Annotated in this window: 21 protein-coding genes; 15 read left to right on the forward strand and 6 right to left on the reverse strand. The window is 40.5% G+C overall.

Annotation, left to right across the window (positions count from 1 at the left end; all coding sequences use genetic code 11):
• The first annotated feature begins 129 nt into the window (after positions 1 to 129).
• Together M23134_RS38090 and M23134_RS13935 are read left to right on the forward strand one after the other, a co-directional pair.
• Positions 130 to 4,218, forward strand: a complete 4,089-nt coding sequence (locus M23134_RS38090; RefSeq protein ID WP_002697120.1) for a GEVED domain-containing protein — start codon at positions 130 to 132, stop codon at positions 4,216 to 4,218.
• Positions 4,219 to 4,436: 218 nt separating this feature from the next.
• The gene (locus tag M23134_RS13935) at positions 4,437 to 4,883 is read left to right on the forward strand and encodes an SRPBCC family protein (RefSeq protein WP_002697121.1); all 447 of its coding nucleotides are present in this window, start codon (positions 4,437 to 4,439) and stop codon (positions 4,881 to 4,883) included.
• Between the two features lie 141 nt (positions 4,884 to 5,024).
• Here M23134_RS13935 and M23134_RS13940 read toward each other — a convergent pair whose 3' ends face one another.
• From M23134_RS13940 to M23134_RS13955, 4 genes are all read right to left on the reverse strand, one after another.
• Positions 5,025 to 7,331: a T9SS type A sorting domain-containing protein gene (locus M23134_RS13940; RefSeq protein ID WP_053337305.1), complete on the reverse strand. Its 2,307-nt coding sequence runs from the start codon at positions 7,329 to 7,331 to the stop codon at positions 5,025 to 5,027.
• Positions 7,332 to 8,251: 920 nt separating this feature from the next.
• Positions 8,252 to 9,241, reverse strand: a complete 990-nt coding sequence (locus M23134_RS13945) for an OmpA family protein (RefSeq protein ID WP_002697124.1) — start codon at positions 9,239 to 9,241, stop codon at positions 8,252 to 8,254.
• 4 nt (positions 9,242 to 9,245) lie between these two features.
• Entirely contained in the window at positions 9,246 to 9,977 is a 732-nt protein-coding gene (locus tag M23134_RS13950) for a hypothetical protein (protein WP_002697125.1), read from the reverse strand.
• A 3-nt stretch (positions 9,978 to 9,980) separates the two neighbouring features.
• Positions 9,981 to 10,796: a DUF5683 domain-containing protein gene (locus M23134_RS13955; protein WP_002697126.1), complete on the reverse strand. Its 816-nt coding sequence runs from the start codon at positions 10,794 to 10,796 to the stop codon at positions 9,981 to 9,983.
• Between the two features lie 204 nt (positions 10,797 to 11,000).
• On the opposite strand from M23134_RS13955, the gene M23134_RS13960 reads away from it, so the two are divergent.
• From M23134_RS13960 to pfkA, 4 genes are all read left to right on the forward strand, one after another.
• On the forward strand, positions 11,001 to 11,903 hold the full coding sequence (locus M23134_RS13960) for a DUF5777 family beta-barrel protein (protein WP_045113566.1): 903 nt from the start codon (positions 11,001 to 11,003) through the stop codon (positions 11,901 to 11,903).
• Positions 11,904 to 12,305: 402 nt separating this feature from the next.
• A complete protein-coding gene (locus M23134_RS13965; protein ID WP_045113567.1) occupies positions 12,306 to 12,863 on the forward strand; it encodes a YceI family protein in 558 nt (185 codons plus the stop codon).
• A gap of 332 nt (positions 12,864 to 13,195) precedes the next feature.
• On the forward strand, positions 13,196 to 13,834 hold the full coding sequence (locus M23134_RS41135) for a DUF6515 family protein (RefSeq protein ID WP_157558480.1): 639 nt from the start codon (positions 13,196 to 13,198) through the stop codon (positions 13,832 to 13,834).
• Between the two features lie 932 nt (positions 13,835 to 14,766).
• Positions 14,767 to 15,738 (forward strand): 6-phosphofructokinase, encoded by a 972-nt coding sequence (pfkA, locus tag M23134_RS13975; RefSeq protein ID WP_002697133.1) that lies wholly within the window; start codon positions 14,767 to 14,769, stop codon positions 15,736 to 15,738.
• 184 nt (positions 15,739 to 15,922) lie between these two features.
• Here the strand turns inward: pfkA and M23134_RS13980 are convergent, their stop codons facing one another.
• The gene (locus M23134_RS13980) at positions 15,923 to 16,336 is read right to left on the reverse strand and encodes a hypothetical protein (RefSeq protein WP_002697135.1); all 414 of its coding nucleotides are present in this window, start codon (positions 16,334 to 16,336) and stop codon (positions 15,923 to 15,925) included.
• A gap of 148 nt (positions 16,337 to 16,484) precedes the next feature.
• Here M23134_RS13980 and M23134_RS13985 point away from each other — a divergent pair, with 148 nt between their 5' ends.
• The 3 genes from M23134_RS13985 (at position 16,485) to M23134_RS13990 (ending at position 17,853) form a co-directional block, all read left to right on the forward strand.
• Positions 16,485 to 17,384: an archaemetzincin gene (locus M23134_RS13985; protein ID WP_002697137.1), complete on the forward strand. Its 900-nt coding sequence runs from the start codon at positions 16,485 to 16,487 to the stop codon at positions 17,382 to 17,384.
• Between the two features lie 99 nt (positions 17,385 to 17,483).
• Positions 17,484 to 17,630 carry a hypothetical protein gene (locus M23134_RS41140; protein ID WP_157558481.1) on the forward strand — a complete coding sequence of 49 codons (147 nt, stop codon included), beginning with the start codon at positions 17,484 to 17,486 and terminating at the stop codon, positions 17,628 to 17,630.
• Between the two features lie 34 nt (positions 17,631 to 17,664).
• Entirely contained in the window at positions 17,665 to 17,853 is a 189-nt protein-coding gene (locus tag M23134_RS13990) for a hypothetical protein (protein ID WP_002697141.1), read from the forward strand.
• 255 nt (positions 17,854 to 18,108) lie between these two features.
• Here M23134_RS13990 and ettA read toward each other — a convergent pair whose 3' ends face one another.
• Positions 18,109 to 19,779, reverse strand: a complete 1,671-nt coding sequence (ettA, locus tag M23134_RS13995) for an energy-dependent translational throttle protein EttA (RefSeq protein WP_002697143.1) — start codon at positions 19,777 to 19,779, stop codon at positions 18,109 to 18,111.
• Positions 19,780 to 19,922: 143 nt separating this feature from the next.
• Here ettA and M23134_RS38095 point away from each other — a divergent pair, with 143 nt between their 5' ends.
• The 6 genes from M23134_RS38095 (at position 19,923) to M23134_RS14025 (ending at position 25,954) form a co-directional block, all read left to right on the forward strand.
• The gene (locus M23134_RS38095; RefSeq protein WP_198145019.1) at positions 19,923 to 21,764 is read left to right on the forward strand and encodes a DUF349 domain-containing protein; all 1,842 of its coding nucleotides are present in this window, start codon (positions 19,923 to 19,925) and stop codon (positions 21,762 to 21,764) included.
• A 173-nt stretch (positions 21,765 to 21,937) separates the two neighbouring features.
• Positions 21,938 to 22,159, forward strand: a complete 222-nt coding sequence (locus M23134_RS14005; RefSeq protein ID WP_045113568.1) for a DUF2795 domain-containing protein — start codon at positions 21,938 to 21,940, stop codon at positions 22,157 to 22,159.
• Between the two features lie 89 nt (positions 22,160 to 22,248).
• Positions 22,249 to 23,175, forward strand: a complete 927-nt coding sequence (locus M23134_RS40755) for a glycoside hydrolase family 75 protein (protein ID WP_085986336.1) — start codon at positions 22,249 to 22,251, stop codon at positions 23,173 to 23,175.
• 186 nt (positions 23,176 to 23,361) lie between these two features.
• Positions 23,362 to 24,138 (forward strand): prohibitin family protein, encoded by a 777-nt coding sequence (locus tag M23134_RS14015; RefSeq protein ID WP_045113569.1) that lies wholly within the window; start codon positions 23,362 to 23,364, stop codon positions 24,136 to 24,138.
• A gap of 604 nt (positions 24,139 to 24,742) precedes the next feature.
• A complete protein-coding gene (locus M23134_RS14020; RefSeq protein ID WP_002697150.1) occupies positions 24,743 to 24,958 on the forward strand; it encodes a hypothetical protein in 216 nt (71 codons plus the stop codon).
• A gap of 765 nt (positions 24,959 to 25,723) precedes the next feature.
• Positions 25,724 to 25,954 (forward strand): hypothetical protein, encoded by a 231-nt coding sequence (locus tag M23134_RS14025; RefSeq protein ID WP_002697153.1) that lies wholly within the window; start codon positions 25,724 to 25,726, stop codon positions 25,952 to 25,954.
• Positions 25,955 to 26,088: the final 134 nt, after the last annotated feature.

A 26,088-nucleotide genomic window follows, 5' to 3' on the forward strand; every position in this document is an offset into this window, starting at 1 on the left:
AACTGTGTCGTAAAAGACCAGGTGAAAAGATTGGGATTTGATGGGAGGAGTATGACTGAACTTGCCCACAAGCAAACCTAATGAACGTTTCCTACACACACTTTTAATATTACACAAACTAGTAAACCAATGTTGACAAAATCACCTTTAAGGCAAAAAGAAAGCTTATATATACGCTTGTTTGGACTCTTGGTAGTCCTGTTGACTATAAGTAACAATGGCTGGAGCCAACAAATCCCTCACACTACCAAATGTGGGCATTTGCCCATGCAGCAAAAACTAATGCAACGTGCTACCCCAGCGCTAAAGCGGCAAATAGAACATGCGCGCCGTGCTCTGGAAAACAAAACTGTTCAATTTAAAAAACAACGAGCCCGGCAAAGTTCTGCCAGTCAAAGTGTACTTACCATTCCTATTGTATTTCATGTAGTGCACGATGGAGGCATAGAAAATATTTCAGATGCTCAAATTATAGAGTCGGTAAAACAACTCAACGAAGATTTTAGTGCTACCAACCCAGGGGTAGGCGATGTAATCAATGAGTTTAAGCCATTGGTGGCAAATGTAGGACTTAAGTTTGTTCTTGCCCAAAAAGACCCTAATGGCAACCCTACTACAGGTATTACTCGCACTCGTTCTTCTTATACTTACAATGGAGGCGATATAGGTCTCAAGCAACTCATTCGCTGGCCAAGAAATATGTACCTCAATGTATGGGTAGTGCGTAGCTCTGACGGGGGCAATGGTTCAGGCTTTGCCTTTTACCCATCAGGTACAGTAGGTACCAACGATGTTTTCGATGGGGTAGTAGTTTCACACTGGGCAGTAGGGCGTACTGGTACTGCGGCTTCTACTCACTATAAATTATTGACCCACGAAGTAGGTCACTGGGCAAATCTAAAGCATGTATGGGGTGACCAAACCAACAATGGCGATGCCAATGCCTGTAACGACGAAGATGATGTAAGTGACACGCCTAATACTATAGGTACCACTGGCTGTGAACTTACCGCTACCAGTTGTGGATCTTTAGACAACAACCAAAACTATATGGACTATGGGACTTGTTCTGAGATGTTTACCGAAGGGCAAAAAACCCGTATGCTTGCTGCAATGAATTCAAGTGTGGGTGAGCGTAACAATCTTTGGACTCAAGCTAACCTGGACGCTACGCTGTATTCTTCAGCGGTTCCACGCCTTTTGTTTGCCAAAACCACTTTTGCTGAAGGTATTGCCAATAGTGGTAGTATAGACGAAAAAATTACGTTGAGTTTATTGGATGGGGCTACCTTTAGCCAATCATCAGGCATTTTGTCTACTTCAAGTTTTTCGGTGAGTGGTTTGCCCGCTGGTTTGTCTGCTCAGATAACGATATTGAGCAGTACTTCGGCAGAGCTTGCCCTGAATGGAACGGCTACCAATCACGCCCAAGCAAACAGTGTAAACAATATCGAGATTACTTTTAATGCTTCGGCATTTGGCGTTAATGTAAACAACCCTACTACCTCAGGGGTAGGTATCGACTTTCTTGACCCTTACCAAATTGTATATGAAGATATAACCGATCTGGAAGTAACTACCGGGGCTGTTTGGAATGCATTTAATTTGGATTTTGGTAATGCTGCTTATGGTGCTTTTTACAATGCTACTAGTAGCGCTTTTCAACTGGAAGCCTATCAAAAATCAGTTGTTTGTGCGGCAGGTACTCGTAACATTACTCCTTTGAGTTTTAATACTTTGGTAGGTGCAGCAAGCCAATGGGAAGCTGGAGGAGCTTATCCTGACTTGCATAATGTAAGCAATGCCACTTATACCGTTTGGAATGGTCAAACAGCGTATGTAGGCATTCGTTTTAGCAATGCAGGCAATACGCACTATGGCTGGATAAAATTTCAGGTAGCTGCCGATGGTCAATCTTATAAAGTGTTGGAACACGCCTACCACGAACAGCCCAATGCAGCAATCCGTGCTGGTCAGACAATGCTTGATAACGGTAACATAGCAGTATCTAGGTCTGAATTGCCCGAAAGTACTACCAACAATGGTGCAGTAAACCAAACAGTGATTCTAAGTTTATTAAACGGAGTCAATTTTAGTGTAGGTGCAGGAGCGCTTACTGCAGGTACCCACTTTACAGTTGCCAATGTACCTGCTGGTCTTGCCACTACTATTACTGTAACCAATGCCAGTGAAGCAATACTTTCGTTTACTGGAGCAGCTAGTAGTCATGCCGCAGCAAACAGTGTAAGTGATGTACAAATAACTTTGCAGGCAGCAGCTTTGTCGAGCAGCAACAACTTGGTTTTACCTGACCTAAGCATCGACTTTATTGACCCTTACCAAATCGTATATGTTGACATAGAACCCAACCCAGAAGTAAACACACTCAGTGTTTGGGCATCATTTAATATGGGCATAGGTAATGCCGTGTATGGAATCTTTTACAACACTGAACAATCATCGTTTCAGTTAGAAACTTACACCAAAGCTGTAGTATGTGATGCAGGTACTAACAATATTACTCCTTTGGCTTTTAACACCACTGTTGGTGCATCAAGCCAATGGAAAATTGGGGATGCTTATCCCGATTTGCACACCGTGACCAATGCTGGTTATACTGCCTGGAACGGTCAGACTGCCTATGTAGGTATTCGTTTTAGTGCAAACGGTAATACTCATTATGGTTGGTTAAAACTGCAGGTGGCTGCCGATGGTCAATCTTATACACTATTGGAGTATGCATATAACGAAGCCCCAGATGAACCCATCAGAGCAGGACAAACCCAAAGTGGTGGAGGGGTAACTGAACCTGTAGCTGCCTTTACAGCAAGTAACACTACTATTAGTGTAGGCCAAAGCGTGAACTTTACCGATCAGTCAAGTAATACACCTACTGCGTGGGCGTGGACGTTTGCCGGAGGAAGCCCAGCCAGCAGCTCAGTACAAAACCCACAGGTGACTTATAACACGGCAGGAACTTATGCTGTGACCTTGACAGCTACCAATGCTGGGGGAAGCAATACCTTGACTAAAACTGCTTATATTACAGTAAATACAGCGACTGGATGTAATTATTGTGCTGCGGCAAGCAATCGCTCAGCCTACGAACACATTGCAGTAGTGAAATCGGGTGACTTTAACAATGCTTCGGGTGCGTCTAACTATTCTGACTTTACCGGGCAGGTAATTGAACTAAAATCGGGCGAAGACAATGCCATTGACCTGACCCCAGGGTATGCAAGCACTCCTTATGATGAACATTTTAGAATATGGATAGACTATAACGGTGACTGCGACTTTGACGATGCCGGGGAGTTAGTATACACCTCAGGTGGTACTCAAACTACAGTGACCGCAAACATTGCCATTGCTGCCGGAATAAACAGAACTACTCGTATGCGGATTGCTATGAAATATAATGGAGCAGCAAATAGCCCTTGTGGAAACTATGCCGATGGTGAGGTAGAAGACTACACCGTAAATATTAGTGAAATCATTGATATTCCTGCCCCGGATTATTGCACAGCTTCTGCTCAGCAAACCGATTCAGAACATATCACTCAGGTACAGCTAGGTAGTATCAACAATACTTCTGCTTCAAGTGGGTACGCTGACTATACTACCCAGTCTACTACAATGACCCCTGGCCAATCTTATGCCTTGACAGTAACCCCAAGTGCGAGCTGGTCAAGCAGTAAATTGAGCGTATGGGTAGATTGGAACCGTGACGGTGATTTTGACGACAGTGGAGAGGCTACTGTGATTGACGGAAGTGGTCCTTACAACATCAACTTAAACGCCCCTGTTGGAGCCGCCTCAGGCGACATCCGCATGCGTATTCGCTTGTCTTATGGCACCTCATTGAGTACTGCTTGTGGTGATGGCTGGACTGGTGAAGTAGAAGATTACACCATCAATATTTCGGGAGCAAGTGGAAGTAGTGCACAGGCTGGAACACATCAAGGATTTACCATTGGACAAGGTGCACAGGCTTATCCTAACCCAAGCATCAACGGAAACTATACTGTGGCAATACCTGCCAACACTGAGGAGAAGTCATTGATTAGAGTATTTAATATGAGAGGCAAGTTGGTGAAAACCAAGAGTGTTGAGCTTAAACAAACCAATATTAGCTTGCAAGGGTTGCCCAAAGGATTGTATCAAATGCAGATTACCAACGGAAAAAGTGTGTATACTAAAACATTGATTTATCAATAATCTTTGCCAGGTACAAGCTACTATCTGCTTGTACCTGTTTTTATAAAACCTTACCTCAATAGTACCTACACGATTTTTACCATCGATAACAACAGGTTGCTGACCATTGTCAGCAACCTGTTTTTTGGTTAACAACCAATGTAACAAATAAGATTTATCTCCTGCTTGCACCTTGCTTGCCTAATTGTTTAGTTTGCAATAGCTAAACCCTGAAAAACATGAAATACAACACTGAAATAGACATCAACTTGCCTTTAGACAAGGTAGTAACCTTGTTTGACAATCCTGATCACCTCAAAAAATGGCAGCCTACTTTGCTTAGCTTTAGCATGATAAGTGGTGAGTTAGGGCAACCTGGGTCTAAGGTGAAACTAGTCTATAAGCGAGGCAAGAAAGGGCGCCTGACAATGATTGAAACCCTGATCAAACACGATTTGCCAGAAGAACTATTGGCTACTTATGAAGCCCCTGGAGTACTGAACCATCAAAAAAACACCTTTATTGATTTGGGCAACGGCAAAACCCGGTGGCAGTCAGTCACTGAGTTTAAGTTTTCGGGAACGATGAAAGTTGTTGCGTTTTTATTAGGTAAGAAAGGTTTTCAAAAAGAAACTATGAAGTTTCATCAATTATTCAAAGACTTTGCAGAAAGCAACCCCGAATAGGAGAGGTTGTTATAAACAAAAACCCCTGAAATAATACATCTCAGAGGTTTTTACTCAAGTATTGTAATCTGATTTACATAAACGTTACCACCTTTTTGTGTGAATGGTTGCCTATGTATAAAAATAACCCTATTTGTGATACTATTTTTTGATCAGTTGTTCTTGATAAACTTTTCCATTATGGCGCACCTTAAGCAAGTAGCTACCCGCAGGCAAATGCCCTAAGTCAAACGATGCCCTGGTTTTTCGGCTAAACTTCTGAGTATATACTATCTTGCCATGCAGGTCTGTCACCCGAAGGTGAGTATTGCCTGCGGCGGCGCTCTTTAGTTGTAGAGTAAATCGGTTTTTGAAAGGGTTAGGAAACACCTTGACCATGCCCACATTGTTCAAATCAAGCGCCTGCTTGCCAGTAATGCTTGTGTTTGTTGTGGTGTGGCGAGTAGTATTGGCGGTAGCCCCCATTGGAATAGTAGCTACTTCGCCTTGCACCCATACACTATAGCTACGAGCGGGCAAGTCTACATAAATGCGGCTCTGACCATCTACCACAGCATAAGGATAAGCCGAACGACCCAATACATCAGTAAAACGAGTGCCTTGTGCCATGGGTTTTATCTGGTGATCTACCCTTAGTGGTTGGTCAGCAAAATTGATTGCTACAATGACTTCTTTTCCTGCTTTGCCACCACTTAGTTGATAAATCATGGTTTTATTTGCTGCCCCTGAAAAGTAATTTACTTGGGTATAAGGCGAGTCGAAACGATTGAGATAATCTACCTTGTTTGCCCCCAAAATATAGTTTTTATGCACCTTAATTAGTTGGTTTATACGGTCTTTCATAGGCGCTACGCCCGTTGGGTGGTAGTTAAATTTATCAGGTTGATAGCCATAATAATCGGGATAAAAAATAGTAGGTATACCCAACTGGTTGTTGCTCAATACAAAAGCATACGCCAACATAGGGTCATTTTTAATCAACATATTAAAGTTGGTATTGGCAGCATCAACAGGGCTGCGGAAATCGTGGTTGTTTACAAAAGTTACAATATTAAAACCACTCAATCCCTTGGCATGTAGGTTTTTATTGTATAGTTGGCGCACGTCATAATCGGGTAAATCGCACGCCTGACGCAAATGATCGCGAAGCAAAAAGTCAAAAATCTTGGGTTTAATCGCACGTTTGGTGTCTTCATCCATACTATTGAGTACATTGTTTATCCAGCCCTTAAGCTCATCAGGGTTGGTACCATACCACTCGCCCACTACCATTCCAGGGTCAATGCCATTGTCGTGCAAATAGTCTAGCAAATCGCCCACAAAAGTTGGGGTAAAGTGTTTAATGGCATCCATACGCAAACCACGAATCCCTACCTTTTTCCAGTTCCATTTAGTCCAACGAAACAGTTTATGCTGAGTAGCGGGTACAAATTGGTCGTAGTCATAAAAGAAATACATTGCATCCCAATCACCACGCAAATCGGTAGGTGTACCATTGGGTTTAAAGTGTCTCCAGCGCATGCCACCTCTGCCACTGGGCAAATTGGTAAAATCAGTATAAGTTTGATAGCGCATATTTTTCTCAATGTCCTGATTACGTGCTGTGTTCCACACCTCATAAATATAATGGTCGGTATAGTCGCCATTGGGGTTGTTCATATAAATATATAAAGTATCCCCATCACAATGAAAATCATCTTGGTTGATAGTGAGCGCAAACTCATCTGCCTGGCATCCGCCTGCATCTAATGTAGCAAACATATCCCGCCCCAGTTCTATGGTGTCTGCCGCACCCGTGCCTGGACAATTATTTTCCGACTCGTTGAGCCCATTCAAGCCTCCATAGCCTTTTTTGTTGGTTTGTATATACAGCTTATAGGGCTTGTTATGAAACCTGAGTGCACCAGTTTTTGATGAAATTTTAAAATAATAAGTACCTGCTCCATTTTTAGACTTGCCCCCCAATGGAATAATACAACGGTAACGATCAGACGGGAAAGGGTTGTTTTGATCAGGGTTGTTATAACGCTTAATATATTGTTTTACCGCCCGGTTGTTTTCAGGACGCCCCCCATCGCGATGATTGTAAATCATATCGCCCACCGGGTTGATACCATAACGACGTAATACCGCAATCATCGCATCTAGCTCAAGGCGGGTACCCAGCCCGGTAGGACCCTGTCCATACTCTCCCAAGTCGTACAAATCTTGAGGATCATAGCCGTTGCTGCGGTTGCCAAAACTAGCCCTTACATGAGGTGGAATCCACAAATAGTTAATGCCAGCCGCGCTTAGTTCGGCAGCTTTCAGGCGCAGTGTATCTGTCCATTTATATCCATCTGCAGTTTTGGGGTAGTCCCAGTACCAGCCCTGCATCATAATGTCTTGTGCTTGAGCCCACGAAAAGCTCATCACGAATAAAAACGTAGTAATCAATCTGAAATTCATACGATCGAATGTGGTTTGTTAGTGAAGCTACCTAAATGTAGTAGAGCAACTTCTGAAAAAAATAGGTGCTTAATAGTCAATTTATCTTACTTTTTGATCTTTAGTGATCTGGAAAAAATAAGATGCGCCAATTTAAGAAAATATATTGTTCTCAGACGATTCAAAAAAAACGGTGCATAGCCAAAGCTATGAGGCTTTTTTTTTGAGAAGAATGAGGGCAATAGATACACTTTAATAGCTCAAATTATTTATGAAAGATCACTTAAACCTTTTACCCAGATGTTTCAACGCTATCAATATTGCAAGAGAACAACTACCAAGTATTCAGTAGCATTTATCTAATAAAACCCTTGAGTGATGGTTGATTTTTGTTTATTTTATGTGTAAAACTTACAGCCTGACAATGCCTTGTTTGTGAATTTTTTGCCAAATCTAGGAGGGTTTTTAGCATAACTCTACCTCTTTTTTGTTAAAAAATGCTACTATATTGAAAGTATTGAAGCGTAATGCAATTTTTTCTTTCAATTATATTGTAAGGTGTTTTTGAAAAAACAGGAGGATATTACTATAAATAACTCTATATTTAATTTTTCGGAGTGTTTAAGCTTTTTATTTATCAATATGGTGTTTTACGTAAGGGTGAATGCTTATATATAAGAGTAGGGAATGGGAGAGAGCAAATTTGCAAATGAACTCAAAGTGATATGAGGCAGCGAGTCTTTGGCTGAGCTCAGCACAGCGGTAGCTATCGGTTTTTGATAACTATGGCTAATAAAGTGAACGAATTATAACAAAGAGTACTACATACAGCCAAAGCGGACAGTTATTGTTGAGGGTTACGCCCTAAGTGAGCAATAAAATTAGTGAAAAGTGATGCCATCAAAAGTCTCTGGCTGAAAACTAAAGGAGCAACATACGCCTTACTTTTTCATCACAATCAACTCAAACCTACGGTTACGGGCTTTGTTGATTTCGGTATTGTTGGGTGCTATCGGTTTCAGTTCGCCCGCCCCCCTGGTTTGCAAACGTTGCGCAGCGATGCCTTGCTTCATCAAGTAGTTGTACACACTTTTTGCCCTTTGTTGCGACAACCTCAGGTTGGCGAGTCGGGTACCATCACTATCGGTGTGGGCTTCTATCAATATATGAGAGGTAGGATGATCTTTGAGTAGTTTCACTACGCGCCCCAGTTCTTCAAAAGAATGGGTGTTCAGTCGGGCAGATTTTGTGGCAAAGGTGATATTGTATAGAGGAATCTTTGCCCCCACTTTATAAGGAATAAGACGTATGTTGATTTGATCTTTTGTCTCTTGTTTGGTTTTTTTGTTAATAGTAGTGGCGTAAAAAGCATAAGAACTTCCATTCTGCACCTCTAGATCGTAAGTATCACTTGCCCTGATGCGCACCACATAGTTGCCTGCTCTGATGTCTTGAGCACTGATAAAAATCTTTTCATTGCGATTTTTGTTATTCAGCACTACCCCTACAGCCACATTTTCGTTGGTTTCTATATCTTGCACCGATATTTTAAAGGCCTTTTTCTGGGGGCGTAGCCTAATCGCTTGTTGTATATTATAACCCAATTCCCGATTGGTAAGGTCAAGCACAATGGTAGTATCTACAAAACCTGCAACTTTCACATTTACCTGATGGGTTTTATATAAAGGCAGCTTTACCTGCCCCTTGCCTTGGCGCAAAGTTACTTCTGTTTGGTTGTTAATAATCAGTTTGCCCGAATCAACAACTGAAGTGTTCAACTCGGCATCGGTCAAAGTAAAAGAACAAACTGCCTGTGCCAGGTCAAAATTGTATGTCTTGCTGATGCTTTCTATAGGAGTTTGTGCCAAACTATTTAGGCAAATACCTGGCAATATGATGAGGCATATAAAAGTGCTGAAAATTCGTGTCATTTGATCAACGTTTGGTAGTAAAAGTAGTCACATCAAAACTGTAGGCAATGTTGCCATTGTCACCCTTGGCGTACGCTCGTACAAAATATTCGGTAGCAGGCAACAAGCCCATCAAGGTAGTACTAAATGTCCCTGCATCAGTAGGATTTCCCAGGTTTACGACCTGATCGGCAATGGTGGGCTGTGGATTAGAACCTGACCAACAAAATCCATACTCTATGACTTGTTCGGGGTTGCGCGATACTACCACCCCTAACACTGCATTGGCTTGTGCCGAAGTGCTGGTCACATTGTCTACACTGTTCATGCGTACAATCAAGTCTAAAAACTCTTCCAGCGTAAGCGTAGTAAAACTCAACTCATTTCCATATACTACCTCGCCACTGCTAAATTCTATATAAGTTCGCACATAGTAGGTAGTATTGGGTTGTAGTGAGGTTACTTGGCTTACAAAAGCCACCAGCGAGTCAAGATTGGTGCGTTCGTTTAAGTTTTGGGCAATGGTAGGAGCGGGTACTGAGTCCCAGCAATGTCCAAAACGTACCACCTGATTTCTTTTTTCTTCGGGCAAATCTACCAAGTTACCCGTTGCTAAAGCCTCTTCAAATCCAACCTGAGAAACTTCTCCTGTATTGATGATTACTTGGCGAGGCAAGTCGAACACCTGACAGGAGCCAAGCAATAATAGGCTTATGAACAAGTAACCAGTCCAGTATATTCTTTGTGTTTTATACATATTCTAAAACTTTACTTTGACCCCAAGCGTGGGCTGACGGTTGTTAAAATCATAAGAGGTGATAATGCCAAAATTTTGATCCATTTGCTGGTTTTTTTTGATCAATCGTTGTTGTTTTTTACGGTTCTTATTGCCTTTTATTGCCACCCATAGTATATCGCCCAGCCATATTACCCCAGCAGCCAACAATGCCCCTACAAAAATACGTTGCTGTTGGTTGGCTGTATTAAATAAGTCCTCAGCACTGCTTGCTGTAGTGGCCTGTTGGTACTGTTTGTAGGTGTTGGTTGATGCCACCTTAGCTACTATCCCCGTGGCAACGAGCCCATACGTAAGCACGGCAGGCACAAACCAAAATTTGCGATGAATAGAAGTAGGTTGATACACTTTTTTACGCCCCAACCCAGGCAATAATAAAGAGTAAAAAGCAGCACTACCCTTGCCCAATCCCAATACACTGGATTGATAACTGCCCGATATTTTAAATTGTACATTTCTACCTGTAAAGGGAAGGGTGTCTTTGGCGTAATGCCATACTATTTTTTTTTGTCCTGGCAATATTCCCTTGCCTATGTGACCATTGGTGTGGGTTAAAGGCCCTGTATAAGACGCACCCTGATTTTGAGTATAGTATAGTTGTAACTGGTATTGGTGGGCGCCATTGACAACAGGTGTTCCAGCGTCTTCGATGAGGTAAGGAATAGTAATGGTTTGTTGTGCGGTATCTAATATAGCTTCTTGTTGCACAATTGTTTGTGCCCAAAGTTGTCCTGCCCAGCAACTACATAAGATAAAAATGGCTATGCGATGGTATATCATCAGTCATGATTGTTTTAGGAAAAACTAAAATTTAGCTGAATGTTTAAAAAAGTATTGCATCAAAATAAATCATTTAACAAAGCAACCTTTATTTTAGCTTTGCTGTAATGTTGGCAAATGTAATGGTCGTCATAAGCAAAAATACTCATACATTTTATACTAAAAAGTAAAACTACTTTAAACAAACCCTTTATTGTCATTTTTATGAAAAAACCATACTTTCTAAATTTTGTTTGCCACTTGTTGATCGCTTTGATAGCCACTGGTGTTACCGTGCAGGCACAAGACCTGAACAATATACTAGATGAGAATACCCAGGCTAAGACCCGGTTTGTAACAGGAGCTTTTAAAGACATTAGGGTAGTAAACCTACAGTCGACCGAAACGGTTGCCCCACGCGATCTTGTTTTTAGAATTTCTCACCGATTTGGTACGCTCAACTCTGGCGGAGTAAACTTATGGGGTTTAGACAACGCCTCTATCCGGCTGGCGTTAGAGTATGGTTTAAGCGAACACCTCATGATTGGCGTAGGCAGAAGTAGCGCCTCTAAAGATTATGATTTTTTTGCCAAAGCCAAAATTTTACGCCAATCTAAAGGCAAACGCTCAATGCCTGTATCGTTATTGTTTATGAGCAGTGCGGTACTCAATGGGCAAGAAGACCCTCCTGGGTTACAACGAACCATTGCTCAACGTATGTCATTTGTGCATCAACTCATCTTGGGTCGCAAGTTTAGCGATAGACTTTCGTTGTTGATTGCCCCCACTCTTATCCACCGCAACCTGGTAGAAACTCCCAACGATTTGAACAACCTTTGGGCACTGGGTTTTGGTGGGCGCTTTAAACTAAACAAAAGATTGGCATTGAACGCCGAGTATGTAGTACGAAATCCACCTGCCGACGAATTGAAAAGGGCACGCTTTGACAATTTCCAAGACTCTTTTTCTATAGGGTTTGACATAGAAACCGGGGGGCATGTATTTTCGTTGCACCTCACCAACTCCCTCTCTATGATAGAAAAAGGTTTTATTGCTGAAACTACCGAATTATGGGAAAAAGGAGGGATTCATTTTGGTTTTAATATTAGTCGGGTATTTTCTCTGTAGTTGTACCCCATATCATGAGTTCATAGACTAAGAAGCCATCTCGATTTTTAGGATGTTGATGAAAATGGTTGCTTTTGTTCGATAATGATGAAATTTTTTTGAAACATAGCAGTGTTATGGTGATAAAAAACATCGAAGCTAGTGGATAAAATGAGTGCTATCTAATTCATTACTAAAAGTCGATATAGCTTCTAGCTAATAAATTCGCAATTTTCTGAAAATTAAGCGTGTTATGAATTTGTTAGCTACCTATGGAATAGCACCGATATGCATCGGCATCTAAGGACTTGCCCCTGTTAGTTGCTTATAGAATAGGGTGTACCTAGCACCTAGAGCCTAGTCGCTAGAACCCTGTCGGAGTTTCTAACTTAAAAAAACTTTATCATAATTTTTTACATACCAATGAAAAAAACTAATTGTATTTCCCTTATGCTGGCTCTAGTGCTGGTGTGGGGTGTAGGTGTATTGAAGGCACAAGACCGCTTTTTTTTACAGAAGTCACAAATCACGTTTGAGTCTGAAACTCCCGTAGAAACTATCAAGGCAGTAAATGCCAGTAGCCAAGGCGTAGTAATTACTGGCAAAAATAAGTTTTTGATACGCGTGCCTATTCAGGCATTTAAATTTAAGCGAAGACTACAGCAAACCCACTTTAACGAAAACTACCTGGAAAGTAACAAGTACCCCAATGCAGTTTTCAGAGGGCAACTTGATGGCAATTATGATTTGACCAAAGAAGGGACTTACCAGGTAAAAGCAAAAGGAAAACTAGATATACATGGGGTAAAAAAAGACCGTACGGTACCTGCTACTATTACCGTAAAAAATGGATTGGCCAATCTTAAGGCTCAGTTTATAGTAAAACCAGCGGATCACGGAATTAAAATACCTAAAGTAGTGGCAGGCAAAATAGCCAACGAGATTAAAGTAAATATACAATCAGAGTTGAAAAAGAAATAAATTGACGAAATAATGTTTTTGATACGATATATCGTGTAAAAACAGCGGTTCTGATAATCAAAGTTTTTCGTGAAAGTAAAAATATATAAATTTATTTAATTGATAGTCAGTAAGTTAAGAGTTGGTTTCTGGCCATGTTGGTTTTTGGACTTTGGTTTGAATAAAGAGTAATCAAAGATATTTAATAAGCTTTGTGGTTAGGAAAGAAAAACGAGACTCTGTTAGGGCCTCGTTTTTTACTTTAGAGCTTGTTACTATTTAGAAAGTTTTCCCTCCAAATTAAACCTTGACTTTTTCAAACAATCTAAGCAAGCAAAACACTTAGATCACTTATGAAAAAGATTATTTTCCTCATCGCTTTATTTATTATTACTACCGGAGTTCAAGAGGCAGACGCTCAGAGAAGACGTGCGCCCCGCCACCGCCATAAAGTAAGGCATCATAACAAAAGAGTACATCGGGCTAAACGTCGTCAAACTCGACGAGTTATCCGTCGAACAACGTTTCGTAGAGCAAGGCTGGTATACCGGGTGCGTCCTCGCCGAGCCACTGTTAGAACATTGCCTGTGGGTTATTTAACGTTCAATCATCAACGCCATCGGTTTTTCTTCCACAGAGGACGTTACTACAGACCAGTACCTGCGGGCGGTTATGTAGTAGCAGTTGCACCAAGAGGATTAAGAGTCAGGGTGTTGCCAGTGGGGTATCATCGTGTAGTAGTGAGCTCACGCCCTTATTACTATTACCAAGGTACTTACTATACTCAAGTAACCGATCAGAACAAACAAACTGCTTATGAAGTAGCCGCGCCACCTGCCGGAGCTGTAGTACCTGATTTGCCCGACGATGTGGCTCAGGTAACCATTGATGAGCAAGACTTGTACGAATATGACAATACACTTTACCGAAAGGTAGCAACCGACGAAGTAGAAGGCTATGAAGTGTATGGTAATGTGAGTGGCAAAGACTAACGAACGAATTATTCTATATAAATATGGTTGCGCAGTGCATGCGTGCATTGGGCAACCATAAAAAAATAGACAAGCCTCAACGAACCTTGTCTATCTGATACTATAATATATACTATGGTTAAAATATATTACAAACACACGATTTTGTAATGTTTTGTCTCATCTCAGCGATTGTATTGAGTTAATTATCTACACATCGATTACTCCCCCTCGTTTATCATTGTATAAAGTTTCCATTTTTTGATGCTACTCATTTCTGAACCTCAACTCCTTGGTTTTAGTCATTTTTCACGGTACAATTTTAGGAAAAGTAAGATGAAGTTTATAATTCTATATTGCATATAATTATGCTATATTGAATGTAATAGGGTTTTTAATGAAATATAAAGTAAATTTGGTGTTAGTAATGAAGTATATATAGGCAAAGTCATTGGCATCAATTACTCTACCCAGCTTTTAACTTCGCTTAGCTCAGCAAAGTAGCACTGCACCTTTGGTTTTTAAAAACACCGTCCTCGCCAACCAAGCGAAATCTTAAAATAAGCTGTTTTTTGGGTGGTTTGATTTAGCTTTGCTGAGCACCGATATACGTTGGTATCTTAGGGCTTATCAATTCAGTTGTGAGGACAAATCAAAGCGAAAAATAGTAGGATAGACATCAATGTGTTACTTTTTATTTAATATTTTGAATAAACATTTAAATCTGTGTTTTTTATAAATATTTGACAGATAAACCCAAATTATCGCATAATAAAATAGCATTTGCTTATATAAAAGGTGTTTTAGAGAGGTGTTGTCATGTATAAAGTTAAATTGTTAGAGAGAGGTTGTTTAGGTAATCACCTTCACTGTTGTACTATATCAAGATAGAGTATCTTGAGGTTAAGTAAATCAGATTCCACACAAGTTTTTAAACCCTATTGAATTAGACAATGAAAAGAATGGCAGTATTTACCTCTGGTGGAGATGCTCCAGGTATGAACGCCTGCATACGAGCAGTGGTGCGTTCTGCTACCTACCACAATGTAGAGGTTTTTGGCGTAATGAGAGGCTACGAAGGTATGATTCGCGGACGGCTACATCGCATGGAGTCAAGCGCAGTGAGCAATACCATTCAAAAAGGAGGCACTATATTAAAATCGGCGCGTAGCAGTGAGTTCAAAACCCATGAAGGTCGAAAAAAAGCCTACCAACAACTCCGTCACTTCGACATTGAGGGCTTGGTAGCTATCGGAGGAGACGGTACCTTTACTGCCGCCAAAGTATTTCATGAGGAGTTTGGGTTGCCCATCATTGGTTGCCCTGGTACCATCGACAACGACATCTATGGAACCGACTATACCATTGGCTATGATACTGCCGTAAATACGGCACTAGAGGCCATTGACAAAATACGTGATACAGCCGACTCACACAACCGGGTTTTCTTTATAGAGGTGATGGGACGCGACTCAGGCTATATAGCTGTACAATCGGGCATTGGCGGTGGTGCCGAAATTATAGTATCGCCCGAAAACAGCAACACTACCGAAGACATTATCAATGCCTTGCGTAAAGGAAAACTGCACCACAAAGCCTCTGCTATAGTATTAGTGGCCGAAGGAGAAGTAATGGGCAATGCTACTAAACTTGCCGCTGAAGTACAGGCAGCTACCGAAGGGCTAGACATACGAGTAACCACACTGGGACATATTCAGCGAGGAGGGTCACCCACCGCAAGCGATCGTATCCTTGCCAGTCGTACAGGTGTAGGTGCAGTAGAGGGGCTGCTCAATGGTAAGACCTCGGTCATGGCAGGTATTCAAAACAACCACTTGGTATATACACCTTTTGATGAAGCCATCAACAAGAAAAAACCTATCAATCAAGAGTTGCTAAGGATGGTGAAAATTTTGAGTATATAACAAATACGTTCTCCCCAATGGTTTGAGCATCTTGCTCAGGCCAACTTAAAAGCCCCTACAGGGGCAAGCTTTAAGCGACAAGTCGCAAGCTACACCCTGTCCATAGGGAGCTAACAAATTCATAGTATGCTTATTTTTCAGCGGGTTATAAATTTGATAGTTAGAAGGGGCAGTCACCACAGGGCTAATGATCGCTGATAGCCTTATGCTTTACTTTTGTCAATTGCCTGCCTTCGGCAAAAGCAAGCCCACCCACTACTATGATCTGTAGTACCAAAACAATTTTGCCTAAAATGGATGCATTGCCAAAGTGTAGGCAAAGCAAGCCCACACTAATAAGTGCCCAAAGCCAATTGGCGTATACCAGTACAAGTACTAAGCGAGCAATGGTGTTTTTCATAAGAGCCAGCCCTAGTGCGTTGAGCGCATATACCAGAGTAATTGCTGAAACCCATACAATAAATAAGTAAGGCAGACCTAATAGATTGGTGAGTTGGTGGCTAAACATCAGTCCAATGACACCCGTAGAAGAGCCTGCCACAAAGTCAGTCCAGAGGATCTTTTTCAATATTACCGGGTTTTTTATTTCGTATGTCATTGCATTTTACTTTTACTTAAATGTTATTTAATATAAGTTCGGTTTATAATTAGGTCAATAGTATTGCCCAGTGATAGGAGGCAAAAACTGTAAATCCATTTTATTGTATTAATATTGATCAACCATTTTTAGCACAAATAACTTTTTTATGATGATAAAAAAAATAGGCAACTTGTTGATCACCATAATTATTGCAGCACAAACTGCTTGTGGACAACCCCCCAATAACGACCAGGTGCTATATGAAAAAATAAACAAAACTGCTTACTTGCATGCCCCTGTGCCCAAGCCCGGTTACCGCGATTGGCTTACTTTGCATAAAGAGTCAGGACAAAGCTTTAAACAATACAGTGCCTTGGCGCGAAAGTTCAAAAAAAACTCCGCCAATATCTTTTACATTCAGCCCATTGGCAAGTTCAATAACAAACAGCAGGAAATACTCCAACTAACAGGCAAATATCTGAGCATATTTTATCAGTTGCCAGTCAAGTTTTTGCCCTTGATTTCCCCCAAAGAAATTCCGGCAAACGCCCGCCGAAAAAACCCTCATACCAAACAGCCCCAAGTCTTGTCTACCTATTTGTTGTCTGAGGTGCTCAAAAAAAACTTTCCCAAAGATGCTGCCTTGGTCATAGGTTTTACCAGCGAAGACCTATACCCCGCTCCCCAATGGAACTTTGTCTTTGGGCAGGCATCACTCAGCGATAAAGTAGGCGTGTGGTCAATGAGTCGTTTTGGTGATCCCTCGCTGGTAGCTAACTATAATTTATGCTTGTTGCGTACTTTCAAAACTGCCACTCACGAAACTGGGCACATGTTGGGCATTTATCATTGCGTAGCCTATCATTGCAACATGGGCGGTAGCAACCATTTGCAGGAACTAGACAAGAAGCCAGTATGGTTTTGCCCCGAATGCCTCGCCAAAATTTGTTGGAAACAAGGCATTGACCCAGCCAAGCGTTACAACGATTTGGAAAGGTTTTGGCGGATACAAAAGTTTAGCGACTTCAAGAAGTTTTACCGCAAGGCAAGCAAGATAGTCAGGTAATCCTTAGCAAATTGAAAAAAATGTAGTCTTTGTTTATCAAAATATAGAAATTAGCGTTTGAGAATAAAGTTAGACAGGAAAAATAAAAAACAACAAGCAATGAAAAAAAACAAAATATATATACTCATTTTAATCTTTGTATTACCCGTATTGTTAGAGTCATGTCGCCCTTACCGCGATCGTCGTCCGTGGATGCCCAAAAAGCACAAAAAGCAAAAGCTCTCGTCGAAACCGCGTCGTCGATAGTAACCACGTCAAATTACTTACTAATCAACGCCCTATGAATTTTCAAAGAGTGATAAAATATAGCCTCATGATGCTGTTTTGCTTTTCGCTGAGCCTAACGGTAGAGTCTTGCACCACCAAGTCGAGACACAAACGTTACCGCTCTGCCAAGCGCAAAACCCGTAAGCGTCATAAAAAAATTCCCCGCAAGGGCAGAATCCCTTGCCCGATTAAAGATTGTTAATACCTGAAATCAGGAAAAATAAAAACATAAAAAAAGCCCTTGTTATTTGTCGTGGCAAGGGCTTTTTGTGTTACACTTTCGTGTAATTATTTATCTTGATGATTGAATGTGATCTGTCTTACAAGCCGCTTAGTGCAACCAGCCATTTAGCCATACAATCATTACTTGTTTGATAGCATAAGTATGGGCAAGTCTTTTTAGTGGCTCAACGTTACTTATCGCTTGAGGCTAATAGCTAGCTTGTTACTATTTGCCTTAGGTCAACTTCTTATACCTAATTCGCTTAGGACCTTCGTCACCCAAACGCTTCTTACGGTTAATCTCATAGTCAGAGTAGTTACCCTCAAACCAATATACCTGAGAGTCGCCCTCAAAAGCCAATATATGGGTAGCAATACGGTCTAAGAACCAGCGATCGTGAGAAATGATCACTGCACAACCTCCAAAGTTTTCTAAGGCTTCTTCCAAGGCACGCAATGTGTTCACGTCCAAATCGTTGGTAGGTTCATCAAGCAAAATCAAATTACCCCCTTGCTTGAGTGCCATTGCCAAGTGTACCCGGTTGCGCTCTCCTCCCGATAAGTCGCCCACCTTTTTCTGTTGGTCGGTTCCCGCAAAGTTAAAACGACTTACATAAGCCCTGGCATTCATTTCTTTGCTCCCCAATTGAATAATCTCATTGCCTCCCGAAATAGCTTCATAAACGGTGTGTTCCGGTTTCAGGTCATTGTGTTCCTGGTCTACATAAGCAATGTCTACAGTTTCGCCTACTTCAAAACTTCCCTCATCGGGGGTTTCTTTGCCTGTAATCAGTTTAAACAAAGTAGTTTTACCTGCACCATTGGGACCAATGATTCCCACGATTCCGGCTGGAGGAAGGTTAAACGACAGGCCTTCAAACAAGAGTTTGTCGCCATAAGCTTTCGATACACCATTTACCTCAATTACTTTGTTGCCCAAACGTGGCCCAGGCGGAATAAAAATCTCAAGCTTGGCTTCTTTCTCACGAGCATCTTCTCCCAGTAGTTTTTCGTAAGCACTCAAGCGCGCCTTCGATTTAGATTGGCGTGCTTTGGGCGTCATTCGTATCCACTCAAGCTCTCGCTCCAGCGTTTTCATGCGCTTGCTTTCAGTTTTTTCTTCTTCCGACAAACGTTTTTGCTTCTGATCCAGCCACGACGAATAGTTTCCTTTCCAGGGAATTCCTTCCCCACGGTCGAGTTCCAGAATCCAGCCCGCTACATTGTCTAAAAAGTAACGGTCGTGAGTCACAGCTATTACTGTACCTTTATACTGTTGTAGATGTTGCTCTAGCCAATGCACCGACTCAGCATCTAGGTGGTTGGTAGGTTCATCTAACAACAACACGTCAGGCTCTTTGAGCAACAAACGGCACAAGGCTACACGTCGTTTTTCACCCCCTGACAAATGTTCTATTGTAGCATCAGCTGGTGGAGTACGCAAAGCATCCATGGCTCGCTCTAGCTTAGAGTCAAGTGACCAAGCATCGACATTATCCAGTTTTTCTTGCACCACTCCCTGACGTTCTATGAGCTTGTTCATATCGTCATCGCTCATAGGTTCGGCAAACTTTAGGTTGATTTCATCAAATTCTTTTAATAAATCTACCACTTCTTGCACACCTTCTTCTACGATTTCCCGTACTGTCTTTGTAGGGTCAAGTTGAGGCTCTTGTTCGAGGTACCCCACCGAATAACCCGGTGAAAAAACCACCTCTCCCTGATAGTCTTTGTCTATACCAGCTATAATTTTGAGCAACGAAGACTTACCAGAGCCGTTTAATCCCAAAACACCTATTTTGGCACCGTAAAAAAAAGATAAATAAATATTCTTTAAAACTTGCTTTTTAGGAGGATATATTTTATTTACTCCTGCCATTGAAAAGATAATAGTTTCTTTACTCATCTTTTATGTGTAGTTTTACATCTAATACCCTAAAAACTAACAATTAAGCATTTTTTGGTGAACATTTCACTAAACTTGCATAATTATCGAATAATGATCGTTATGAAAAATATAACAAAAGCCAAACTTAGCCGATGGAAGAAATGAACACAACCGATACCACAGCGCACGAATATGGCTACATTCGTGGCAATGAGATTTATTTAAAAGGCTTTTTAGACTTTCCAGACAGACAAATTGGACAAGTAAAAGAATCAGAAGAAGCCTCCATCAAATACTTTGAAAAAAGATTTGACCTGGCAAAAAAGAAAGTGCAAGATCTTGAAACTATGATAGATGAGGCGCAAAACAAAGGTTCATATTTAATGAAGCTTGTTCATATGCGTAAATATCTAGCACAGTTTGATGGTTTAGGAGATTATGTAGCCCTGTTTAAAAAATTAGACGAGCTTGAAGCAGAATTAAGAGAGCTGATTGCCGTTAATAGAATCAAAAATCTCGAAATTAAGAGAGCTTTGATTAGAGAAACTCATGACATTCTGGAAGATGTACAAGATTGGAACGATGCCACCGAGCTGATTCGTGAGGTAAAACTCAAGTGGATCAAAACGGGAGCCGTGAAGAAAGACTTCCAGGAGAGTATTGAAGAAGACTTTAACGAAATGGTGAGAGTTTTCTTTGACAAACGCAAAGATTTCTACAAGAGTAGAAACAACGAGGTAAAAGACCGGGTGCGTATGTACCGTGATATTGTATATCGCGTAGAAAAAATGAAAGACTCTGATCGTTTTGATGAGACTTTCGAGCAGTTCCGTGATTTGCAGCAGCGTTGGAAAACCATAGGAAAAATTCCACACAAACGTGCTGTAGAAATGTGGGATAAGTTTAAGAAAAGTAACGACTACTTCTTTAAGCGTTATAAGTCTTACAAAGCCTTGCGCGAAGAGCACGCAGAGGATGAAGCACCTACAGAGGAGTTTCGTGATATGATTGTGCGCAAAATGTGTGTGAAAGCTGAAGACTTGCTCGAAGATCCTGACATAGACTCGAGTGCTGATCAGGCAAAGGAATTGTTGATGAGCTGGAAGCGAATCAGTGGTATATTCAAAGGCATTGATCGCCACATGAGTAGCCAGTTCAGAAATGCCTGTGACCGCATTTTTGAGATAAAATACCTCATGCGGGTAATCAAAAGAAAGTATCCTTACTTTGATGATAAGCCCCGTGAAGATCAATTACGCATCAAAATTAGTTTTATGCGTGAATTGATTCGTCGTGATGAGCACGATGTACAGTTTGCTGAAAGCAAATTGAGCCAGAGCCAAAGTCAGTATGACAACCGTGGTGGTGGTTATAACAACAACAGGTACGACAACCGTGGAGGTGGTGACCGTTATAACAATAACCGTGGAGGCGGTGGAGGTTATAATAAGTATGACAACCGCGACAAGTACGACAACCGTGGAGGTGGTGACCGTTATAACAATAACCGTGGAGGTGGCGACCGTTACAACAAATATGACAACCGTGGAGGCGGAGGTTATAACAAGTATGACAACCGCGACAAGTACGACAACCGTGGAGGTGGCGACCGTTACAACAAATACGATAACCGCGACAAGTACGACAACCGTGGAGGCGGTGACCGTTACAACAAGTATGATAACCGCGACAAATACGATAATCGTGGAGGTGGCGACCGTTACAACAAATATGACAACCGTGGTGGCGGTGGTAGTTATAACAACAACAGGTATGACAACCGTGGAGGTGGCGACCGTTATAACAACAACCGTGGAGGCGGTGGAGGTTATAATAAGTATGACAACCGTGGAGGTGGCGACCGTTATAACAATAATCGTGGCTATCAAGACAAGGATGAACGCCAACTTCGTAATACGCTTGCCATTCAGAAGCGTAAAATTGAGGTGAAAAAACAAATTTTGGCAGAAATGGAGGCTGAATTGGCAGACTTAATGAATTAAAAATGTAGCTAAAAAGCCTGTTTAAAGAACGTATTTATACATTTTAGTCAACAGGCTTAAAAAAACTATTTTTTTTGTCAAAAAAGAATGGAATTTGTTAAAACAAATTCCTCTGTCAGATAGTATCTGAAAATAAATAGATGTAGAACAATAACCTTTTTCAATTTCTATATATGTACTGGACATTAGAATTAGCTTCATATTTAGAAGATGCTCCGTGGCCTGCCACAAAAGAGGAGTTAATAGACTTCTCTCTTCGAACGGGAGCCCCTATGGAAATCGTGGAGAATCTTCAACAAATTGAAGACGACGGCCAACCTTATGAGAACATTGAGGAAATCTGGCCAGATTATCCAACAAAAGATGATTTCCTTTTCAATGACGATGAATATTAGCGTATGCTTATAACTTCGTATGATTTCAAGAATAGCTATTTATAGACTTCGGTTTATAGGTAGCTATTTTTTTTTGCGTATTTTTAAATATGAGTTCTCTAAGATTTACATTGTTATTTCACTTCATTACACTATCAGGGTGGTTGGTGTCCTGTACTGAAGCAACCACTTCAAGCCAGCCAAAACAGCAAACCGATACGCTGGAAGCCACACCTTATGGCAAACTTTACCTACGGTCTAACCAGCCTCTTGTAAACCTGTTACCCAATGTACCTGACATATTGCCTGATGTGGGCATAGCTACTTTCCCAAAGCAAAAAAAACGTGCAATGATTCGGCTACCTTTTGCTAATAACACTTCTCTGAGAAAATTATTAGTCATTGATAAAAAAACAGTCTGGCAAATTCAACCCTGTCAGGCATTATTGTTTGGCAGTGGTATGAGCATTGACGCTGATGGTTCGCCAAGGGCTTATCACCCTAAAAACACTGGGATTGACGACTTGAAACACGCAGGTAAAGGAGGTAAATGGTGGGCGATTGCTACAAAAAATGGTAAACCAGTAGTGCAGAAAAGTGGTTATTATGTATCTATGACCAGTCTGCAAGATTTTAGGTATGCTCCCTGGGATCAGCGGAGGTATGTCAATGCTGAGACAATACCTTATATAGTATTGCCTCCTAAGGTAAAGCAAAGTGGAAGGGTAAAGTTGGGTGATGTAGCAGTAGTCTATAACACTCGCAACAAGCGTTGGGCGTATGCCATATATGCCGATACAGGTGCCAACACCAGAATAGGAGAAGGCTCTATAGCTTTGGCGCGTTTATTAGGTGTAAATGCCAATGCACGTACTGGAGGCGTAGCAAACGGGATTATTTATGTAGTTTTTCCTGGAAGCGGTCAGGGTAAACCAATGATGTACTCGACCATCCGGTCAATTGGAAAGCCTTTGTTTGATCAGCTGGGTGGGGCAAGGGGCTTGTTGTCCCTCAGTAAGGGGATTCTAACGCCATAGCCCTTGTTGTAAGTAAAAAGAGAGAGGGCAATTTTTCTTGCCAAGTCATCAGTTTTGTATAATAAGCCTCTTTTTTCGTATAAAATTTAATCTTTTATCACCTGACATGAGTTATATTTAAAGTAACACGATTTTAATTGCAAGTATTACTATTATTTATTGAAGTAAAACTTAAAAATGTACATTATGAAACACTACACTTTAATTACTTTGAGTATTATGGGCTTATTGTTTAGTTCTTGTACTGTGGTAAGGCAAGATATGGTAGGGGTGAAGACTAAGTTTGGTAAAGTCAAGCCACGAACTTTAGAACCTGGACTTTATTCCATTAACCCGTTTACCACTAAAATGTTAACACTCCCCGCCAGGTCTATTAATATGGAGCTGAAAATAGATTTACCAAGTAAAGAAGGGCTCACTATTTCTTCAGACATATCTATACTTTATCGCATAAAAAAAGAGGATGCGGCTGAAATACTTAAAAATGTAGGATATGGATATGAGAAAACTCTTATATTACCAGTTTTTAGATCGGCTTCTGCCGATGTGTGTGCCAGGTTTTTTGCCAAAGATATGCATTCAGGAGAGCGGTCGGTCATAGAAAATAAAATTCAAGAGCGCATGAAAGAGCTACTTGATAAGCGAGGTTTTTTGATAGAAGCAGTATTGCTCAAAAGCATAAGTTTACCTGCGAGAGTATCCAAAGCGATCGAACAAAAACTTGCTGCTGAACAAGACGCTATGAGAATGCAGTTTGTTTTACAGCGTGAGCAACAAGAAGCAAAAAGAAAGCGAATTGAGGCTGAAGGAATAAAAGACTTTCAAAAAATCATTTCAAATGGATTGACAAAAGAAGTACTTCAGATGAGAAGCATTGAAGTGATGAAAGAATTGGTGAGGTCTGGCAATTCTAAAGTAATTATTACTAACGGAAAGACTCCTTTGTTTTTGGATGATAAATAGCCTTGATGTTGCTAATAAGAGGGGACAGTAACAGCTCAGGAGAGTTTATAATTTTATTTTTTTTGAACAAAAAAGCTGCGGAGTTGTTATTTTGGTAACATATAACTTTTTTAAAAGGTTATTTTTGATAATAGAGAAAGGCTGACTAGATGGCTATTTTTGCGTTCTATAGGGCATTTGGTTAAATGATAGGTAATTTACTTAATCAATAATGTTAATTTAATATTTTTATTACATTAATAAATTGTTAATTTTGCTTCAGAATTGATCACAATTAGTCAACTAACTAACAAAATAACTGAAAAAACAAGCAGTAATAAAAGTATAAATATAAGAAGAGTTACAATACAGAAAGTATAGGAGAGCCTAAAATACTATCAATCCTAATGTTGTTAGTAACGAACGTACTAATGAGTAGGGTAAGCGCCTAGTAAAAGAAACAAAAACAAAGGTTATCAGTGAGGTAACCCAGCAAGATAATAAGATTACAGCTAATCCGATTTCAGAGGCTATAAAATCTGAAACAGTAGCCAAGCCTTTAATAAAAAGGAAAAAAAGGCTACATCAATTAAAATAAAAGTTTAAAAACATAAAATCCAAAAATATGAAGAAAGCTATCAAAAAAGCAAAATCTAAAGCTGAAAAAGCAGTAAAAGAAGCCAATACTAAAATGCAAGAAAAAATAACTGATGCTAAGAAAGAGGCTAAAAAAGCTAAAGCTGAAGCCGAAAAGAAAGTAGAAAAAGCAAAGGCTAAAGTAAAAGCAGAAGCTAAAAAAGCTAAAGCGGAGGCAAAAGCTAAAAAATCAAAGAAGAAATAATAAAAACAAGCTCTAGAAGCGTAAAAAACAGGCAATGAAAATTGCCTGTTTTTTGTCGGATTCACCTTAATAATTCAGTATGTATAGCCTCTTCAATGACTGGTATACGTATTGCCTACTGCTGATTGCATGATCGGCTCCAGTAATAAAACTAGCCATCAGGCTAAGAAGAAAGCAGTAAAAAGAAAAAATACCACTACCACCTCAGCTAGTACTCCCACGTGCTGATCGAACCGCCAAAGTTTACACATTGAAAGACGCTTTATGGGTAGGTAGGGTAGAGTAGCTAGTGCACTGGGGATTCAATAAATGTGCTATTTATTCGAGGGTATTTTGTTTGCTGACGCACTTAAAAAAGTGCGCAGAGTTAGTTTACAATTCCGATGTATATCGGAACCGGAGCTACGCAAACTTTTTGAAGTAAAGTCAGCGGGCTAAAGACTCCGAAGAACCGAGCCTATTTCTAAATCCCGATTCATTTCATCGGGGCAGCTATGCTGTGGCGAGCTCTGCGAAGCTAACATGGTAGGAATTTAGTCCCCAGTGCACACTAGTACCTTAAATATTAAATAATGGGTTAGGTATTAGGGGGAGCAAAAATAAATACTAAAGAGTCGCTTCTTTAATATTTAAAAAAATAACTTTAGTAATCAAAGTTACAACTAACCATTGTTTCACAATTCCTAAAAAGTGAAACGGTAGCCAAACTTCAATAAAAGTACGCTACAACAATAAAACAAAAATCAAAAATAAAAGTTTTAAAAAATGAAAAAAGCCAAAGAACAAATTAAAAAAGCCCAAGCCAAAGCAGAACAAAAAGCTAAAGAAGCAAACGCTAAAATGAAAGAAAAAATAGCTGAGGCTAAAAAAGAAGCTAAAAAAGCTAAAGCTGAAGCCGAAAAGAAAGTAGATAAAGCAAAGGCTAAAGTGAAATCTGAAGCTAAAAAAACCAAAGCTAAAGCCAAGAGTAAAAAAGCTAAAGCGAAGAAAAAATAATAAATACAAGTTCTAAAATTAAAAAAAACAGGCAATTTTCACTGCCTGTTTTTTTTATGTATTTAGAAAATATACATTGAGAAGTATTCTAAGGAAACAAAATACCTGTTTGGTAAAGCCTGAAATAAATCAAG

Source organism: Microscilla marina ATCC 23134, from assembly GCF_000169175.1.
GTDB classification, from domain to species: Bacteria; Bacteroidota; Bacteroidia; order Cytophagales; family Microscillaceae; genus Microscilla; species Microscilla marina.